The organism is Flavobacterium sp. LHD-80, from assembly GCF_030929605.1.
Classification (GTDB): Bacteria; Bacteroidota; Bacteroidia; order Flavobacteriales; family Flavobacteriaceae; genus Flavobacterium.
In genome coordinates this window covers 92443-112951 of sequence record NZ_JAVFVS010000009.1, presented here as the reverse complement: position 1 = coordinate 112951, position 20509 = coordinate 92443, and the positions used below count along the sequence as shown (strand labels likewise).

The following is a 20509-nucleotide window of genomic DNA, read 5'->3' as shown; positions in this document are numbered from 1 at the left end:
TTTTTTATTTTCATACGGCAAATGTAGATGCCGAAAACGATATAGAAATACAAAAAAGGGTATCTAAAAATACAGATACCCTTTTTAAGCCCTTAAAACAGTGCGTTTTTTAAATTACGACAGTAGATTTATAAAACTTGTCAGCATATTGTGTTGGAGTTTCACCATACTTTTTCTGGAAGCATTTGCTGAAATATTTCGGATTATTAAAGCCGACTTTGTAGCTGATTTCTGAAACGGTTAATTTGTTTTGTTCCAAAAATTGGGCAGCACGTTTTAGTCTAATTTCATGAATAAATTCATTTGGCGTGCAATTTGTCCATGCTTTGATTTTTAAAAATAACATGGTTCGGCTGACACCTAATTCAGAACAGAAAAACGGAATATCGAATTGTTCGTTCGAAATATTTTCTTCGACAATCTTAAACGCTTTTTTCAAAAGTTCCTCATCTAAAGATGAAACTGTAATTTCTGACGGAATAAAACTGTCTTCCGTTGAAAACTTGATTTTTAAACGTTCTTGCGTATTTAATAGATTTTTCACGCGAAGTTTAAATTCCATTAAATTGAAAGGTTTACTGATGTAATCATCGGCACCACTTTCTAAACCTTCAAATTTATAAACCAATGACGATCTCGAAGTCAGTAAAATAACTGGAATATGACTTGTTTTGATGTTTTCTTTTATTTTAGAACAAAGTTCAGTTCCAACCATTTCAGGCATAATAACATCGCTGATAATCAAATTCGGCGTATATTTTAAAGCTTTCTCAAAAGCAATTTTTCCGTTTTCGGCTTCAATAATGTTGTAATCTTTTTTGAGTAGATTTTTCATGAACTTTCTCAAAACCTTGTGATCTTCAACAATCAGAATGGTTTGTTTTTCTTCGTTTACAATTAAATCTTCAAGATCTTCGTTTTCAATTGTTTCCGACGATGCTAATTGCGCCTGATATTGACCAATATCATCACTAATTTTGAAATCTGAAATAATTTCATTTTCTAAAAGATGTTCGTGCCCAAGTGGCAATGCAACTGTAAAAATAACGCCTCCTGAAGGTTTATTGGTAACATCAATTTTTCCTTTATGCAGTTCGACAATGTTTTTTACAATCGAAAGCCCAATTCCGGTGCCTTTATTGTAGTTTTTCTGAACTTGATTGTGCATCGGAATTTCAAAAAATAAATCAAAGATTTTATGAATATGTTCTTCTGAGATTCCAACTCCAGAATCTTCAACAGCAATAAAAAGATTTTCGCTGTCGTGATTGATTTTAATATTGATTGAACCGCCTTTTGGAGTGTATCTGAACGCATTAGAAATCAAATTATAAAAAACACGTTCCAATTTGTATCGATCAAAATACACCAGAATTTCTTCGTCTGAAGTTTCAAAAGTATAATCATAACCACCATCTTTGGCATATTCTATAAATGATAAAAAGATTTCTTTGGTAAATTTTACAATATTTCCATTTGCCGATTCAAGCGCAACCTGATGATTTTCAAGTTTCCTGAAATCCATTAAACGGTTAATCAGACCTAAAAGATGATTGGCACTTCCTTCAATAACCAAGAGCTTTTTGTACATTTCATTCGTTCCATTATAATCGGCTAGAATTTGCTGTAACGGACCTAGAATCAGTGTTAAAGGCGTTCTGAATTCATGTGAAATATTCGTAAAAAAGTCTAGTTTTAGTTTGTTGTTTTCTTCAATACGTTTGGTTTCCAGATATTCTAACTCTAATTTTTGTTTTAGTCTGGCTTTCGATTTCATAATCCAGATCAAGCCATACAATCCTAAACCAATTATTATTCCGTACAACAAAAATGCCCAGATACTGCGCCACGGAGCCGGATTTACAATCACTGTTAAAGTTGTTGGATTTTTATTCCAAACGCCGTCATTATTTGCACCGCGAACTTCAAAAGTATAAGTTCCAGGATTTTGAATAGCAAAATTGGCTTCGCTGTTTTTCGTTATTGTCCAGTTGTTTTCCAGTCCGGTTAAACGATAACTATACTGATTCTTTTTTGATCGAATGTAATTCGGAATCGCAAAATTGATCGAGAAATTAGCTTTGTCATAATCCAAAGTAATGGTTTTGGTATATCCAATGCTTTTTTCTAAAATGCCTAAAGAATCATTTGGGTTTGTCGTTCTATTTTTGATTTTCAAATCAGTAATCAAAACCTGCGGAGCATATAAATTTTTGGAAATTTTTTGGGAGTCAAAATAAGTTGCTCCAGAAGGGCTTCCAAAATAAAATTTATTGCCATCAAGTTTTAAAGCCGCATTATCATTAAACTCATTATTTGCTATCCCGTCTTTTTGATCATAATTGATAACTGTTTTTCGGGTAGTACTGTATTTTAGAATTCCCTGATTGCTACTAATCCAAAGGTTTTTATCATTGTCTTCTAAAATAGAGTGGATTGATGTAACAACTGTATTTCCAATTTTAAGGTTGATTCTATTGAATTTTTTTCCGTCAAAATAATGCAATCCTTTCGCTTTTGTTCCTGCCCAAATTTTATTTTGAGAATCCTGAAACAATGTTAGAATATCATCTCCCGATAAAGAAACGTCGTCAAAAAGAAAATGTTTTACAGTGTACTTATTAGGTTGGAAATCTTTAAGATTAATAAGATTCAGTCCGTTCAATGTTCCTACCCAAAGCCTTTTTTGTTTGTCGACTAATACCGTTCGTACATAATTATTGGTTAGATTATTTGCTTTTGTATTATCATTTCTAATAAATTGAAATGCCTTAGAAACCGTATTATAACGAATTAATCCTTTGCTGAAAGTACCCATCCACAATACGCCGTTTCCTTCTGTTTTGATAGAATAAACACCAACATCTTTTATTGAATCTTTTAATTGAGTTGAAATTCTGTCGCCTTCAATTCTTTTAGTCAGAGTATTATAAGCTGAAATTCCTTTAGAGAAAGTTCCCATCCACAAAATATTATTTTCTGCAACGCACATTGATTTGATATCATTTACAGGCGTTTGTCCAACTTTGTTGTTAAGGTAACTCGTAGCTTCTGTATTTTTATTGTAAATGGTGATACCGCCACCTTCGGTCCCAAAATAAAGATTCTGATTTTTGTCGGCTACAATCGAACTCACCACATCATAACTCATCGGAATCTTTTTCGAATTTTGATCGTAATTGAAGAAATTTACACTCGAAATATCCCACATATTTACGCCTTTGTAATAACAGCCAACCCAAACAGAACCCTTTCTATCGATGAAAATTGATTTTACTTTTTCGATTCCGGTGTTATGATTACTACTGCTGTAACTGTTATTATTGTTTATTTTTTGAATACTCTTATCTTCACCTAAAATATAAATTCCGTCATAAGCACCAATCCAGATCGAGCCTTTGCGGTCAATTGCCAAAGCACGTATTTCGCTGTGAATTTCCTTGCGTTTTTCGTCAGGTAAAAATGAAACAAAGCTTTTTGTTGATGAATCGAATTTTAAAAGCCCTTTGTTTTTTGTTCCAACCCAAATGTTATTGAAGCGGTCTTCGGCAATTGCTGACACGTTCAATACATCAATATTATTTAGCGTGTAATTTTTAAAAGATAATTTGCCGTTTTTTCTGCCTGTTAAAACACACAATCCTTTTGTTGTTCCAATCCAAATTTGGCCTTTTTTGGTTTTAAAAATACTCAGAATGTTATTGCTCGGAAGCGTTGTATTATCAGTGGCAGAATGTACAGCAGAGGCAAACTGCCCTGTTTTTTTGTTATAAATAGATAACCCTTTTGAAGTTCCAAACCACATTTCATCTCCAACTTTCTTTATACACCAAATGGTATTACTGTTTATAGTATGATTGGTCTTGTCAGTCAAATATCTTTTGAAAGTATTGCTGACAGGGTCATAACAATTCAGACCATTATAGGTTCCAATCCATAGTTTTCCAGAATTGTCTTCTTCAATAGCCAAGATATCATTACTGATAGACATTTTATTAGCAACATCATTCCTGAAAATGGTGAATCGGCTGCCGTCATATTTATTAAGTCCGTCACGGGTTCCAAACCACATTTGACCAAATTTATCTTGATGGATAGCGATGACAGAATTCTGAGAAAGTCCGTCAGTTGTTGAAAAATTTTTAAGGCGGTATTTATTTTGGGAAAACAAATTTCCTGAAATAAAAAGTAAAACTAGAAAGACGCTCGTGTATTTCATAGCATTTATTTTTAGGTTATGGTTAGAAAGATTCAAAGATTCAAAGATTCAAAGATTCAAAGTTTCAAAGTTTCAAAGTGACAAAGGCGCAAAGAAACCTTTGTCCCTTTGTAACTCTCTGTACCTTTGTATCTTCGTATCTATTTTAATCGTTTTTTTAGTTGATAATCATACAGTGATGGAATTTTATCAATTGATGTGTTCAAAAATTCTATATAGGGATCGACGTCGTATTTGATTTCGAATTTTGTATTTCCGTGTACGCCAATGATTCGCGCAAAAGCACCGTCTTTCATTCCATATAGTAAAACGGGTTTTGATGAATCTGGATTTTCGACCTGTACATTTAAGTTCCAAAATGTACTGAAAGGTGCGTGCGATGGTTTCCAGTATTCAGCTCCTCCGCCTCCAAATATGGCATAACTATTATTTTTAGTCGTTTTTAGATGTACAGTGACATTATCAAACAAATTTTGATGATTGGCTCCCGAATGCTGATCTAAAACAGGATCTGTAAATATTTCGCAGTTTTGATAGACGTTTTTAGTAGCAAAAGTGTTGAAACTTAAAGGATGAACCGCCGAGTTATATATTTTCAGATTCTTTACCAAAACATTGTGAACACCGCCTAAAGTCACTGTATAATGTGCCAAATGTGTTCCGTCAGTTGTAATGTCTTGAATCGTTACGTTTGAAACTTCTTCGGCTAAAATACCGCTGTCAGCATTTGTGATTTTTACATCTTTAACCCAACTGTTAAAAAGACGGGTTAAGAAAATACCGTTATTTCCCGGTTCAACATGATGTGCGACTCTTGGAATATCTGGAAATGTAAAGCGAAGATGTTCAATTCCGACTTCGTTTAAATGTTTCCATTCAACCAATTGTGCTTGATAACTTGGTTTAACAGCAATTGTCAATGGAGTTTTAAGCGTGATTTTTGATCCGGAAATCTTTAGAATTTCAACCTGTTGCCTAACAATAGGAAGTTTTGGAAATTGCCAATGATGCGAGCCTGGTTTTACATTTGCACCTTGATATAAATCTTTTATGATTTCTCCGCTTTCACCATCTTTATTAAACAATTGCAGTTCGACAATATCTCCAGTTTTTAAGTTTTTAACTTCGGAAACATTGATTGTAAATTCGCCCATTTTCCCAGAACTGACTTTAGCTAAAACAGCAGAATCGGGTTCGTATTTGTCTAAATAAGATTTTACACGCTCACCTGGAATTTGTGTCCAAATAAATCCTCCAGACCAAGCATATTGTGAAAAAGGCAAGTCGATATTGTTTTCGTTTTCGCGTTGTCTTTTGTCAAAAGTGGTTAGATATTCACGAAGTTCAGCAAGAGATTCCGGATCTTTTAAGTACATCATCGGTCTCGGAAAGTAGATTTCAGTTCCGTTTTCGCCAGAACCAGCGCCACGAAGTACAAAATTGCTTCTTTCAATGTATAAAATATCACTTAGTATAATTCGGCCTTCTGGCAATTGCAGAATTACATTTCCATCAATCGCGTTGGCTACTTTTAGAGCTTTCAGCAAAGCTTTAGAATCGTCTAAATTATCATTTGCTTTTACGCCAAAATCTGTAGCGTTAATGATTTTTCCTTTATTTTCAGGAAGTTGGCTTTCGCCGAAATGATACCCTGCAAAACTAAAATCGGGAAGATAGTTTGTTTTTGAAGTAATGATTTTAGGTAATTCCTGAGCCATTGTAATATTTACAACCAGACTGCAAAAGGTAAAAATGGCTGAACGAATCATGGTTTTTTGTGGTATTTTGGTTAGTTAGTTTTTTTTGTTTGCCACGAAGGCGCTAAGGCACAAAGGTTTTTAAGACTAGTTTGTCATTCCGACAAAAACGGAAAAGACTTTGCGTCTTTGCGACTTTGCGAGACTATGAACATAAAGCTTTAAAAAAAACTTAGTGCCTTAGCGCCTTCGTGGCAAAACCTTTATAAAGATCTCTTAATCCCTAATTCCAGTCCTCGCAATTCAGCCAGTCCTCTTAAACGTCCAATTGCAGAATATCCCGGATTTGTTTTTTTCTTTAAATCGTCCAGCATTTGGTGACCGTGATCTGGTCGCATAGGCAATTTGCTGTTGTTTCTTTTTTCAACCTCAAGAATCGCTTTTACAACTTCATACATATCAACATCGCCTTCAAGATGGTTCGCTTCATAAAAGCTTCCTTCTTCATCTCTTTGCGTACTTCTCAAGTGAATAAAATTCATTTTATCGCCATGACGTCTTACAATTCCTGGCAAATCATTATCGGAACGAACACCGTAAGAACCTGTACACATTGTAAATCCGTTTGATTTAGAAGGCGCTGCGTTCATTAATTCAATCAAATCTTCTTCAGTACTAACAACTCTCGGCAAACCTAAAATCGGGTAGGGCGGATCATCAGGGTGAATTGCCATCAAAACGCCTTTGCTTTCGGCAACCGGAATGATTTCTTTTAAAAATGAGAAAAGATTATTCTTTAAAGCTTGTCTATCAATATGATTGTAAGCGCTTAAGGTTACTAAGAAGTCTTCAACAGTATAAGCTTCTTCAGCACCCGGAAGCCCAGCCAAAATATTTTGTTGTAATTTTACTTTATCTTCTGAAGTCATGGCTTCAAAATAGCTTGTAGCTTTCTGAATTTGTGCTGTAGAATATTCTTTTTCAGCGCCTGGTCTTTTCAGAATAAACAATTCAAAAGCAGCAAAAGCATTGATGTCAAAACGCAACGCTTTTGAACCGTCTTCAACCGTATAAGATAAATCGGTTCTTGACCAATCTAAAACAGGCATGAAATTATAGCAGATGCATTTTATACCGCATAAAGCTAAATTCCGAATGCTTTCTTTATAATTTTCGATGTATTGAAGATAATTTCCGGTTTGTTTTTTGATGTCTTCGTGGACCGGAACACTTTCAACAACCGACCAAATCAGACCTGAAGCGCCTTTTTTAGGATCGCCGTCTTGATGTTCAATTTCGACTTTTCGTTTAATAATTTCTTCAATGCTCCAAACTTCTCCGTTTGGAATATGGTGTAAAGCGGTTACAATTCCGGTTGCTCCCGTTTGTGCAATATCTTGTAAAGAAACAGGATCATTTGGTCCGAACCAGCGTAATGTTTGTTCCATTTTTTATTATTTTGATTTCCTGCAGGTTTTCAAAACCTTTTAGGTATTTGGTTTATGGTTTTTATTTTAAATACTTGCAGCAGCAAAACCGCCATCCACTTTTAACACAGTTCCTGTTACGAATTTTGACATGTCACTGCATAAATATAAAAGCGCGCCGTCAATATCTTCAGGTTTTCCAAATCTTCCCATTGGAGTCTGGCCGATAATCTTTTCGCCTCTTGGAGTCAAATTTCCTTCTGGAGTCAGAAGTAAAGCGCGGTTTTGTTCGCCAATGAAAAATCCCGGTGAAATCGCATTTACACGAATTCCCTCGCCATATTTTGAAGCCAGTTCAACTGCCATCCATTGTGTGAAATTATCGATCGCCGCTTTTGAAGCCGAATATCCAACAACTCTAGTCAAAGGTCTTTGTGCAGATGCCGATGAAATATTGATTATGTTTCCTGATTTCTGTTTTGCAAAAAGTTCTGAAAAAACCTGAGAAGGCAACATTGTGCCAATGATATTTAAATCGATAACCTGCTGTAAATCCTCGGTTTTCATGTCATAAACTGCTTGATCTGGCTGAATTGTTGCACCCGGCATATTTCCTCCAGCGGCATTAATTAAAATATCCAGACGGCCATATTTGTCAACAATAAGATCTTTGATTTTTTCTACTTCTTCTTTAATTAAAACATTGGCTTGAACAGCAAAAGCTTGACCACCATTTTGTTCGATATTCTTTACGGTTTTTTCTGCTTTTTCAAGTGATTGAGAAACGATTCCGACAATAACGCCCTGTTTAGCCAAAACGTTTGCAAAGTTGCTTCCTAATACGCCGGCACCGCCTGTTATAAGTGCAATTTTTCCTTTTAAATTAAATAGTGAATCCATATAAATTATGATTGTTTTCTTAAAGTCTGAATCGTGTCCAATACTTTTTTAGTTTCACTTTCGATTGTCGCATAGTCACCTTCTTCCATGCGTTTTTTAGTAATCAATTTGCTGCCAAGTCCAACAGCAGATACGCCAGCAGAAAACCAGCTTTCGATGCTAGAATATGTTGTATCTACGCCTCCCGTTACCATAAAGGTTAAATCGGGAAAAACATCTTTGATACTACTCATGAATTCTGGGCCAAGAATATTGCCCGGAAAAAGCTTGATGAAAGTGATGCCCGCATTCTCTGCAGCAATTATTTCTGTTGGGGTCATGCAACCGGGAGCATATAGTGCGTTTTTGCTTTTTAAAAAATCAGCAACTTCAGGAACAAAACCGGGGCTAATAAAAAAGTCTGCACCAACTTCGTGAAAATCTTTGGCTTGTGATTTATTTTTTATTGTTCCAATTCCTAAAAGCATTTCTGGCATTTCGGCATTTCTGACTTGTACCATTTTTTTGAAATTCACTAAAGCCTCTGAACCGCGGTTGGTATATTCTACCGCTCTTATTCCGGCATTATATAAAGCGCGAAGTACTTCAACACTGACCGTTTCCTTTGAATTGAAATACAAAGGAAGCATGCCTTGTTGAGCAATAATTTCTATTGAATTTTTGGAGCTCATCTTTAGATTCTTACTTTAAAAACAAGTTTTTTAAGAGCTCCTTCGCCAATCATTGCGGCGTGGACATCTTCTGGATACAAAATCGCAAATTGTTTTTCCTGCAATTGAAAAAACATATCAGGCTGATCATGAAAAAAACGAACATCTTTTTCGTCACTGTAATCACCATTTGGACTTACACATTTTTCTCTAGGTTTCCATGCATACGTTTCTGGGCCTTTAAGTACAATTTGAATGTCAATGTTTTTATCGTGGCATTCAAAACCTTTTATACTTTGTTCTTTGGTTGTTCCTTCGCCAGTGATTACGATTAGTTTTAATCCTTCTGAAATTTCTAAAACTCCTTCTTCAAGTTTGCTGGTGTCAGTTTGACTAACATAGTCAAAAGCCTTTTTGAAGTTGGAATGCAGACTGTAATATTTTGCTGCATTATGTAATGAGTCTATTATCATTTTTATTTGGTTTTATTGAGACGTTTTTTGTTTAATTTTTTATTGAAATAAATTTATTTAATATACTGGTTTTTAGTTGTTTAGCATGTGTGTTGTCATGTTGTTGAATAAAATCGATTTCACGGTTAACTAAACACCTGAAATAGTACCTATTATGTTTTAATAGTATTTAAAGCTTTAATTTAAATTAAAGAACAAAATATATTGAAAACTAAATAATTACTTATTTCATTTGTTACCAATCGATTCCGATTTTTTAATCAATTAAATCAGAAAAAAAATAGCGGAATGATCGTTTATTTTTATCATTTGTTTATTTTTGCGTGTACGCACACGGTATTTTACAAATGTATATAAAAAGTTAAGTAAAACAACTTATATTTGATGAAAATAATAATAATTTTACGTGGCTAAGAAAATTTTTTAACTTAAAAATCAGCGATATCATAACGATAAAAGAAATAGCGGCGCTAGCAAATGTCTCGCCTGGAACGGTTGACAGAATCATTCATAACCGCGGACAAGTTGCTCAAGAAAATGTAGATAAGGTAAATGCCATTATTGAAGAATATGGTTACAAACGAAATATTCTTGCAAGTAATCTAGCATTGAACAAGAAGTTTCGTATAGCTGTTTTTTTGCCCAAATATGAAAATCTTGAATATTGGAAAAGCCAGATTACTGGAGTAGAAAAAGCAGCTGCTGAGTTTGCGAAATTTGGAATTGTACTGGATTACTTTTTCTATGATTTTAATAGAGAATCTTTTCAGAAAGAGATTGAAAAAGTTATTGCATTTGATTGCGACGGACTTCTTTTTGCGCCTATTTTTTATGAAGACTCGGTTCGGTTTTTAAAGGAATATCATAAAAAAGAAATTCCTGTTGTAATGATCGATTCTAATATTTCTGAAGAAAACAAACATGCTTATGTTGGCCAAGATGCTTTTCAGAGCGGTTATCTTGCCGGACGACTGATTAGTTTTGCGGTAAAAAACGAGAGACAGGTTTTGATATTTAAAATAGCCAGAGAAATCGAAAGTACATCGGTTTATTTACAACGAATTGACGGATTCTATTCATATTTTAAAGATCATGATGAACTGACTAATTTTAAGTTTTCTGAAATTACCATTAAAGATTCAGGAATTGATCAGCTGTGTTTAGAAATGTTTAAAGACATTAACAGCGTTTTTGTACCCAATTCTAGAGCTTATATCGTAGCCCGATTTTTAGAAGAAAATAATATAAAAGGTGTCCGAATTATTGGTTTCGATTTATTAAAAGATAACATAGAATACCTAAACAAAGGCATAATTGATTTCTTGATCAATCAAAGACCTGAAGAGCAGGGATATTTGGGGATTGATTATTTGTATAAGAAATTAGTGCTTAAAGAAACTGTTGAAGATGTTCATTATATTCCCTTAGAAATTATACTGAAAGAGAATTATTTTCCTTCAAAAGCTAGGTAAAAACACAATCTTATCATTTCGAGGAACGAGAAATCTCCGCGAGTAACTACGTAAAGAAAGTCACCAATCTTTGTAGAGCTACTTGCGGAGATTTCTCGTTCCTCGAAATGACAAACTTTATGTGTAAGTTTATGTTGTTGTCAGGCTGAGCGAAGTCGAAGCCCTCGCAAAGTGAATCGACAATCAGAATGGCCGATATTTGTCGATTCACTACTGTGATTTCTCGTTCCTCGAAATGACAAAAATCAGATAATTATTTCTTCACCTTAACAACAAGAGGATTATTTACTTTCTCAGCAAAAGAAGTCAAGTAATTTTCCCATTCTTGTTTGGTTTGAAACGGACTTCCTTTTTTCCATCCAAAACCAGTGTAATAAATTGCTTTTCCGTTTTTAACTGAGATATTGCCATACAAATTGCTTAATTCTTTTTCGTTTGTAACGTGATTATCAAAGCTTGTCATCGTATTTTTTGGAGCAACTAAGCCCATTCCAATTTCAGAATCATCGATTGGTTCCCAATAACTCAGCCAACCGTTTTTTAAGTTATTGCTAGTAATCCCTTTTTTATCGTGAAGTGTAATTCCAACAGCAATAGTTTTAGTTCCGGTAATTGATGTTTCATAACGTGAAAGATAACTTCCATAATCCAGACTGATCAATTTTGATTCGGTTATTTTATTGCCTTTTGCATCCCAATCGGCGTAAGTCAAAATAAAACTGGTTCTGATTGGCCCCGTTGTGATAGTTTTCCAGCTGACAAAATTCTTCGAAAAATAATATTTTCCATCCACATTTACCGAAATTCCGCCAATTCCCCGACTATCGCCAACTTGAAAATTATCTAGACCTTCGCCAGTATCTTTATGATAAGTTCCTTTTCCTGTAGTCATTTTATCGTACCATTTGTTGATAATTGGATACTCAACTCTTTTTAGCCATGCATCGATTCCGCTTGTTAAGGCACCTCCGGAAATTTTATCTTCAACCATTTTTTGCGCTACAGGACCATACGCTCTAAAAGCAACTTTGTTGTTTTCCCAAGCATAATCATCTATTCTTTCCGGTACAAATCTAGAATAACAGCTTGCAACTTGCGATGCATTCGGATTAGTTCCCACTAAAACTTCAAAATTTTGTTTTGACTTCGCTTTAATTTTTGGTTGAAACAAAAGCACATCCATAGTTCCGTCACCGTCGTTATCAACAGTTTGGGTTTCTAAAAGTGAATTGGCACTGATATCTTTAATAATATAACTTTCAAGTTTTACAGTGGCTGGCAAACCAAGTATTTTTTTAGTTAGTTCAACAGTTTCAAACTCTCTGTCAGTCGCTAAAGTATTGGTAATTGTAATAGTTTTATTTTGAGAATAAAGGGCGAAGTTGCTTGCCAGAATGGCGGTTAGCAAAAGATTTTTTTTCACAATTTGTAATATTTATTGTTGGTCTGTTAATAAAGTTCAAGTCATAAAGATACGTTGCAAATCGTAATTGCAGATACAATCTTAGGTATAAAAATGTACAAAATTCTGTTAATTTGTTATCGCCTGTGCTTTTAGGATTTATTTTAATTTGTACTTTTCATTTTGTGAGTCGGCAATGAATTGTTGGCCTATTAAAAAGTAAAAAAAGAGTATGGAAGTTAAATGTATTATTTTCGATTGTGATGGAGTTTTAGTTGATACAGAAAAAATTGGCAACGGAATTTTGCTTGAAATGGCGGCCGAATATGGTTTTAAAATGGATATTGAAGATGCTTACCGCGATTTCAACGGCCGAAATTTGAAGGATTGTTTTCGTCATATTGAAGAAGCTATTAATCAAAAACTTCCTGAAAATTTTGAAACAGAATACCGAAACAAAAGTTTTGAAGCTTTTAAAACTCAAGTAAAACCAATGGAAGGTGTTGTGGATTTTATTGAAAAATTGAAAATCCCGTATTGCGTGGCTTCAAGCGGTCCGGTAGAAAAAATACGACTGAATCTTGAAGTGGCTGGTTTGCTAGATAAGTTTGAAAATAAAATATTCAGCTCGTATCAAATCAACAGCTGGAAACCAGAGCCGGGAATATTTTTGCACGCAGCAAAAGAAATGGGTTTTGAGGTCAAAGACTGTATAGTTTTGGAAGACAGTAAAGCGGGTGTAAAAGCGGGAATGAGCGGTGGATTTAAAGTGTACGGTTTTGCAAACGGCTACAATAATGCTGATTTAGAAGAGGAGGGAGCGGTGCTTTTTAAATCATTTGACGAATTAAGCAAAATCCTTGGTGTGTAGCTTTTGATCGTTTTGGCAAAGTTTTAAATTTTGCCAAAGTTGATCTCTAACGTTAGAGTTTAAATTTTATCTTATAATTACAAAATTGTTTGATTAAAATGTAATTTGTTGCATTAAAATAAATTTTTATATATTTGAGTTTCGACATTCTCTTTTTTAGTTCAATAATTATGAATAATTGTTATTTGTACATTTAAAGTTGAATGTTTTTTGCCTAAAAAAAAAATGACTTCTCCCAAAGAGTTATTTTTTAAAATTGTGATTCTCAAAATCACAAGATAACCTACAGACAAAAACAAAAATGACGAAATTTATAAGAATTTTTATTTTATCGATATTACTCATTTCTCCAATTTTAAATGCGCAGATTAAAAAAATTGGTATTCCTTTTATAACCAATTATAATCCGAAAACTTATAAAGCGGCTTCAGAAAACTGGGATGTTCTACAGGATTCTAAAGGAATGATGTTTTTTGCCAATCATTTTGGAATCTTGCAGTTTGACGGCGTGCGCTGGAGCATTGTTACACAACCCGAAAATAGGAGTATGGTTCGATCGCTGGCGATTGACAAAAAGGATAAAATGTATGTAGGCGCTCAGGGCGATTTTGGGTATGTTATTCAGTTGCCAAACGGACAATATCAATATACATCTTTAGTAAAATTACTTCCCGAATCAGCTCGAAATTTTGGTGATGTTATACATACCGTTATCCGAAATAATGAAGTGATTTTTTTCTCTTATGAAGAAATTTTTATTTATAAGAACAATAAAATCAATGTTTTAAAGTCTAAAGGGAAATTTGATGATTTTTTCGAAGTCAATAAAGAAATCTATATTTCAGATAATGTAAAAGGTTTATTGACATTAAAAAACAACAAATTAATTCGGGTTGCTAATGCCGAAAAGTTTGGCGGAATGAAAATCAGAAAAATTTTTGAAACTCAAAATGGACTTTTACTTTTTACGCAAAGAAATGGACTTTTTACTTTTAAAAACAATCAGTTAAAACCATTTTTAACGGAAGCAGACAATTTATTAAAGCAAAATCAAATCTCGGTCGCGGTTGGACTTTCTGATGGATATTTTGGAATTGGAACCCGACAGTCTGGGCTGATAGTTATAGATAGTTCGGGACGTTTGATTCAGCATATTGATAAACAAATGGGGCTTCAAAATGATTATGTAACCAATTTAAAGGTTGATAAAGAAAGCAATTTGTGGGTTACGCTTAAGGAAGGAATTTCGCTTATTCAGATTTCTTCGCCATTGTCCAGAGTTTTAGATGCTTCAAATTCAGAAACCAAAATTTACTGTAGTCAGATTCGTCAGAATAAACTATATATCGCAACAGACAACGGTTTGTTTTGGATGGATTGGCAGTCTTATAAAAACGGCAAGCATGAAAACGCGAACTTTCAGCACGTTTCAGGAATGTCTGAAAATGTTTGGAATATTGGTATTTTTGGAAACTCTCTTTTGGCTTTTGAAAAAAACGGAATATTTGAAGTTGCCGGCAATTCGGCAAAAATATTGGCAAAAGTAGATGGCGCATGGAAAGGAATTTTAGTTCCTAATCACCCTGATTTGTTGATTGTAGGCGGTTATAACGGAATGTATCTTTTAAAAAAAATAAATAATTCGTGGGTTTATCAAAATAAAATAAAAGGTTTTGAAGAAAGTAGCCGAGTCATTGAAACGGATAAAAATGGCGACTTCTGGATTGCCCACGGATACAAAGGGATTTATAAAATTCAGTTTAATAAAACATTTGATGCGGTTTCAAAAGTTGAATTTTACAATCAAAAGAATGGTTTCCCGTCGAGTTTGTTTTTGAATACATTTAAAATTGATAATCAGATTCTTTTTGGTACAACAAAAGGAGTTTACAAACAAGATTTTCATTCGAAGAAAATGATTCCAGAACCAGTTTTTAGGAAATATCTGGGCATGGAAAATCATATTCGATTATTAAAATCCGATGATCAAAATAATATTTGGTACATTTCTGGAGAAAATACCGGAAAAATGACGAAAAAGCCAAACGGAAGTTTTGAGGTTGAAGAACTGCCGTTTAGAAAACTTCGTTATTCATATGTTCCAGGTTTTGAGAATATTCAAACGACAACGAGCGGTGATGTATTTTTTGGAACACAAGATGGTTTAATTCATTATAATGCCATTAAAACCAAGAAATACAAAACAAAATATAAAGCGGTAATTTCAGAAGTGAAATGTATTTTTCCGAAAGACAGTTTGATATTTTCAAGTCGTTATGATGTGCTTCCGAATAAAACAAAAGAAGCAGGAGAAAAAATCTCGCATGTTTTATCACATGCTAATAATGCTTTACACTTTTCCTTTTCATCACTTTTTTACGATGAAGCAGATGCTACAAAATATGAATACTGGCTGGAAGGTTTTGAGCCAAAATGGTCGGAATATAGTCTGCAAACCGAAAAAGAATATACAAACTTACCTGAAAAAGAATATGTTTTTCACGTAAGGGCAAAAAATATATATGATGTGGTAAGTGAGGAAGCGGTTTTTCGATTTGAAGTTTTACCGCCTTGGTACAGAACAATTTGGGCTTATATCTTGTATTTTGTACTTTATTGTGTTGTCATTTATTTGGTTATTAAATATCAAAAATCTATGGCTGAGCGCGATCGTCAGCAATTGATTCTGAATCAGGAAAAAGAATTATTGCGCGCCCGTGCTGAACTTAACGAACAGAGATTGAATTATGAACAGGAAAATATGGCTATTGTTCGGGAAAATCTCGAAACAACAATAAATCTTAAAAATGCCAAAGTAGCTTCAAATACCGTGAATCTTATTCATTTAAATGAAATTCTGCTTTCGATAAAAGAACTGATCGGACAGATGAACAAGAAAAATGATCCAAATGTGAACTTTAGTTTATTGACGAAAATAAATAAACTGATTGATCACGAATTGCAGGGCGATAAACACTGGAACGAATTTGAAGAAATCTTCAATCAGCTTCATGATAATTTTATGCAGAGGATGAAAACAACTTATCCGGAACTGACTCCTCGCGATATGCGATTGTGTGCTTACCTGCGAATGAACTTTAATACAAAAGAAATTGCTCCACTTTTAGGAATTTCTGTTCGTGGCGTTGAAGATACTCGATACCGAATTAGAAAAAAACTTCAGCTTCCTTCTGACGCAAATATCACAGAATTCATTCTAAATTTTTAATTTTTAATTATGATGTAAAATCCTAAGTAGTTTTACGATTTTTTTCTTCATTTTTTTAAAATCACCGTAGTCAAACCGTACTCAAAAATGTAAGTCTAGCCTGATTTATTTGTTAATATTGTCGGATTATTATTAAGATAATAACCTGTTTACTGCAAAACGGGTTTTATTATGGTGATAAGCTTTACTAACAAAAAACTAAAAAAAATGAAACAAAATGACTCTTTTTTCGGCCGACCACCGAAAGACAATTTCTATTATTTTAAGCAATTTTTGGCTGTAGCATTATTTGTGCTGCTTCCATCTTTAAAAGTTCAGGCACAATGTAAAACATTGGTTTGGTCTGATGAATTTAACGGTACTACGGTCGACTTAACCAAATGGCAGAGTATTTCAGGAAACGGTTGTCCTTCACTATGCGGATTCGGAAATGCCGAAGCGCAGCGTTACGATCCAAATCAAGCAACAATTGTAAAAGAAGGAACAAACAGTTACTTAAACATTGAGGCTAAATATCAGCCAAACGGATCTTTTCCAGATCAGCCTTATGCTTCTTCAAAATTAACGACAGAAGGAAAGTATTCCCTTAAATACGGTAGAGTTGAAGCTCGTATGAAGTTATCAAACGGACAAGGCGCATGGCCGTCATTTTGGATGCTTCCGGTTAACGGAAATTGGCCGTATACAGGTGAAATTGATATCATGGAAGCCAAACATAGAAACCCGCAATCTGTAGACGGAACGATTCATTATGACGGAAACGGATATCATTTTACAGGTAGAAGTTATAGTTCACCAACAGATTTATCTACAGACTTTCACATTTATGCGGTAGAATGGGGACCAAATTTTATAAAATGGTATGTTGATGATGTTTTATTTCACACCGCAACTCCAAATACTACTGTAAACGGCGGATGGCCTTTTAACGATAGTCAGTTTTATATCATTTTAAATCTTGCTGTAGGTAGTGCAGGAACGCCTTATACAAGTGTAAATGGTGCGGGCGTTGCGCCAATTCCTGGAGATTTCCCTGCAAAATTACAAGTGGATTACGTTCGTGTTTATGACGGAAGTTATAAATATGCGGTTGCAGGTGACGCAAAAGTGTATCAAAACGAAACTAGCAAAACGTATTCTATTAATGCTATTGCAGGAGCAACTTACAACTGGACTGTTCCTCCGGCAGCTACAATTACGGCTGGACAGGGAACAAATGCTGTAACAGTAAATTGGGGAACTGCAGGCGGAGATGTTTCGGTAACGGCAACAACTTCTGGCTGTACTGCAAATACTTATAAATTGACTGTAGCGACTGAAGCTGCAATTCCGGTTGAGAAAATTCAGGAAGATTTTCAAACGAACAGAAATGTTGTTTACGGAAATAAAACGGGAGTTTTAACAGAAGCAATTGCCAATCCATCTGCAACTGGAATTAATACTTCGGCTTTGGTTGGAAGATATGTTCGCAATTCTTCTGAATTATACGATGTTTTCAATATTAAGAATATCGTAATCAGCAATGCAAATGATTATGTGTCAGGAAGAAAAAGAATCTCTTTTGATTTGTATACTTCGGCACCGGTTGGAACAAAAATTTCTATGCAGTTAGAAAATAGTAATGTTACAACGGCTACAAATTATCCATCAGGAAGACACAGCGGTTATAAAGCAACTACAACAGTTCAGAATAAATGGGAAACAATTGAATTTGAATTTGAAAAAATTATTGATCCAAACACAAGTGCTTTGACGATCAATAATGTGGCGCTACTTTTTGAATCGAATTCAAACTCTGGTGCAACTTATTATTTTGATAATTTGTTGACAAGAGCTACACCAGAAAAACCAATTGTTGCCACAGATGTATTACAGAACTACGATGGCATCAATAAAATTATAAAAGGAACTACGACAGGAACTTATACTGTTGTTGCAAATCCGGGTTCAAATTCTGTTAACTCGTCTGCAAATGTGGCGAAGTATGTTCGAAATGTAACCGAGCAATACGATGTACTTTTCTTTAATACACAAACTTCGATTGAAGATGCTGGTTTATTCAAAAATCAAACCAATAAAATCATGATTGATGTTTATACAACAGCTCCGGTTGGAACGGTTGTAAGTATGAATTTTGAAAATAGCGCGACTTCGCTTCCGGCAAATTATCCAACGGGAAGAAATAGTAATTATGTAGCGATTACAACGAAACAAAATCAATGGGAAACGCTGACATTCTACTATAATTCTAGTCCAGATGCAGGAACTTCGAATTTAGCAATTAACCAAATGGTTCTATTGTTTAACTCTGGTTCTTACACAAGCGATACGTATTATATTGATAACATCAGAATTGGGTCGACAAAACTTCCAGACACTTATACGCCTGGAGTTGTTTTCGAAGATTATCAAATGGTTCACAATATTACGTTTAGAGATGCTATCGGAACTTATACAGCAAACGTAGCAAATCCAAGCGCAACGGGAATTAATACTTCAGCAAACGTTGGAAGATATGTTCGTAAATCAACAGAAATGTATGATAATTTCTCATTCAATACAACTATAACAAACATTGGAGATTTCAAAGCGGGAACTAAAAAATTTGCTATGGATGTTTATACATCAGCTCCGGTTGGATCAATTATTTCATGGCAGGCAGAAAGCAGTGCTTCAGTTCCGTCAAACTATCCTGTTGGAAGACACAGTATTTATCAGGGAGTTGTAAAACAAACGAATACTTGGTATACAGTAACTTTTACCTATGTAAGTACGCCAGATGCATCTACTGCAGATAATGAAGTAAACCGTTTTGTTTTCTTATACGAGCCGGGAACAAATTCTGGAAACACGTATTATTTTGATAATCTGAGAGCTTTAAACTTAGTTTCTACAGAAACTCCAGCAGGATTGCCTTCGCCGTGGGTTAGTACAGATTTAGGTGCAGTAACCCCAGCGGGAGAAGCAACACATTCTAACGGAACTTTCACCATTAAAGGTTCTGGAACAGATATTTGGGAAACAAGCGATCAATTTCAATTTGTAAATCAATCCATTACAGGTGATGCTGAAATTATTGCCAAAGTAAATTCGCTTACTAATACAAATACTTATGCAAAAGCTGGAGTAATGTTTCGTGAAACGCTTACACCAACTTCTAAACATGCGATGACCGATGTTACACCAGCTGCAGGAGTTGAATTTTTATCAAGAAATGCGACGTCAGGAGTAACAGTTGCAGATGTTGCAGCAGGAACGGCGCCAAAATGGGTTCGTGTAGTTCGTGCAGGAAATGTATTTACATCTTACACGTCTGATAATGGAACAACTTGGACACAGCTTGGAACTCCAAAAACAATTGCAATGGCAAATACCATTTATGTTGGAATGGCGATTACGTCTCACGCAAACGGAACTTTAGGAACAGGAGTTTTCAGTGATGTTATTGTTAGAAATATTACACCAAATCCTAATGTGAATTTGGCTTTAGCTAAAACTGCAACGGCTTCTACAGAAGAAAATCCAACGTTATCAGCTGGTAAAGCAACTGACGGAGACGGAACAGTTTCAAGATGGGCGAGTTCTTTTGCAAATGCTACAGAATGGATTTATGTTGATTTGGGAAGTAATTACAACCTAAACCGCGTCGTATTGAAATGGGAAGCAGCTTATGCAACGCAATACAAAGTACAGCTTTCTACTGATAATGTTTTCACAGAAAATGAAACTATTAATACACAAACAGCTAGCGACGGAGGAACTGATGATTTAGCCGTAAGCGGGACTGGTAGATATCTTAGAATTTTGTGTACAGCAAAAGCTTTGGCTCCTTACGGATATTCATTGTATGAAATTGAAGCTTACGGTTCAGCATCATCGGCTAAAAAAGCTAATGTTACAGTTGAAGAAAGTACTCCTGAAAATGTTGTTTTTGCTATTTATCCAAATCCGGCCAGTGACTATATTCAGGTTGCAATTCCTGAAAATTTAGACAACAAAATTATTACAATTTATGATAATTCAGGAGTATTAGTTATTCAGAATAATTTGGAAAAAGAAGCCAATGAAAGTGTAATTGATTTGAGCAGACTGAGAGAAGGAATTTATATTCTTAATTTCAAATCAGATCAAAAAATCTGGACTAAAAAGCTAATTAAGAAATAATTAAA

General features: G+C 34.5%; 11 protein-coding genes. 4 read left to right on the top strand and 7 right to left on the bottom strand.

From position 1 onward, the window contains the following. Positions 1–109: 109 nt before the first annotated feature. The 6 genes from RB619_RS13365 to RB619_RS13340 all read right to left on the bottom strand — a co-directional run bounded on the left by RB619_RS13365 (position 110) and on the right by RB619_RS13340 (position 9366). Positions 110–4219, bottom strand: coding sequence for a two-component regulator propeller domain-containing protein (locus RB619_RS13365; RefSeq protein ID WP_308098181.1), 4110 nt, complete (start codon positions 4217–4219; stop codon positions 110–112). Between the two features lie 140 nt (positions 4220–4359). Then, positions 4360–5988, bottom strand: coding sequence for a hypothetical protein (locus tag RB619_RS13360; RefSeq protein WP_308098179.1), 1629 nt, complete (start codon positions 5986–5988; stop codon positions 4360–4362). Between the two features lie 191 nt (positions 5989–6179). Beyond that, positions 6180–7364, bottom strand: a complete 1185-nt coding sequence (gene uxuA / locus RB619_RS13355) for a mannonate dehydratase (RefSeq protein ID WP_308098177.1) — start codon at positions 7362–7364, stop codon at positions 6180–6182. A 66-nt stretch (positions 7365–7430) separates the two neighbouring features. Beyond that, the gene (locus RB619_RS13350; protein WP_308098175.1) at positions 7431–8243 is read right to left on the bottom strand and encodes an SDR family oxidoreductase; all 813 of its coding nucleotides are present in this window, start codon (positions 8241–8243) and stop codon (positions 7431–7433) included. A gap of 5 nt (positions 8244–8248) precedes the next feature. Further along, positions 8249–8914, bottom strand: coding sequence for a bifunctional 4-hydroxy-2-oxoglutarate aldolase/2-dehydro-3-deoxy-phosphogluconate aldolase (locus RB619_RS13345; RefSeq protein WP_308098173.1), 666 nt, complete (start codon positions 8912–8914; stop codon positions 8249–8251). Positions 8915–8916: 2 nt separating this feature from the next. Then, positions 8917–9366 (bottom strand): YhcH/YjgK/YiaL family protein, encoded by a 450-nt coding sequence (locus tag RB619_RS13340; protein ID WP_308098171.1) that lies wholly within the window; start codon positions 9364–9366, stop codon positions 8917–8919. Positions 9367–9743: 377 nt separating this feature from the next. Between RB619_RS13340 and RB619_RS13335 the strand changes: the two genes are divergently transcribed. Further along, positions 9744–10838 carry a LacI family DNA-binding transcriptional regulator gene (locus RB619_RS13335; RefSeq protein WP_308098322.1) on the top strand — a complete coding sequence of 365 codons (1095 nt, stop codon included), beginning with the start codon at positions 9744–9746 and terminating at the stop codon, positions 10836–10838. Between the two features lie 253 nt (positions 10839–11091). Here the strand turns inward: RB619_RS13335 and RB619_RS13330 are convergent, their stop codons facing one another. Further along, the gene (locus RB619_RS13330) at positions 11092–12261 is read right to left on the bottom strand and encodes a DUF4861 family protein (RefSeq protein ID WP_308098169.1); all 1170 of its coding nucleotides are present in this window, start codon (positions 12259–12261) and stop codon (positions 11092–11094) included. A gap of 211 nt (positions 12262–12472) precedes the next feature. Between RB619_RS13330 and RB619_RS13325 the strand changes: the two genes are divergently transcribed. From RB619_RS13325 to RB619_RS13315, 3 genes are all read left to right on the top strand, one after another. After that, complete coding sequence (locus tag RB619_RS13325; RefSeq protein ID WP_308098167.1) at positions 12473–13111, top strand: HAD family hydrolase; 639 nt, start codon at positions 12473–12475, stop codon at positions 13109–13111. Positions 13112–13412: 301 nt separating this feature from the next. Then, positions 13413–16340: a triple tyrosine motif-containing protein gene (locus tag RB619_RS13320; protein WP_308098165.1), complete on the top strand. Its 2928-nt coding sequence runs from the start codon at positions 13413–13415 to the stop codon at positions 16338–16340. 207 nt (positions 16341–16547) lie between these two features. Continuing rightward, positions 16548–20504 carry a family 16 glycosylhydrolase gene (locus RB619_RS13315; RefSeq protein ID WP_308098163.1) on the top strand — a complete coding sequence of 1319 codons (3957 nt, stop codon included), beginning with the start codon at positions 16548–16550 and terminating at the stop codon, positions 20502–20504. Positions 20505–20509: the final 5 nt, after the last annotated feature.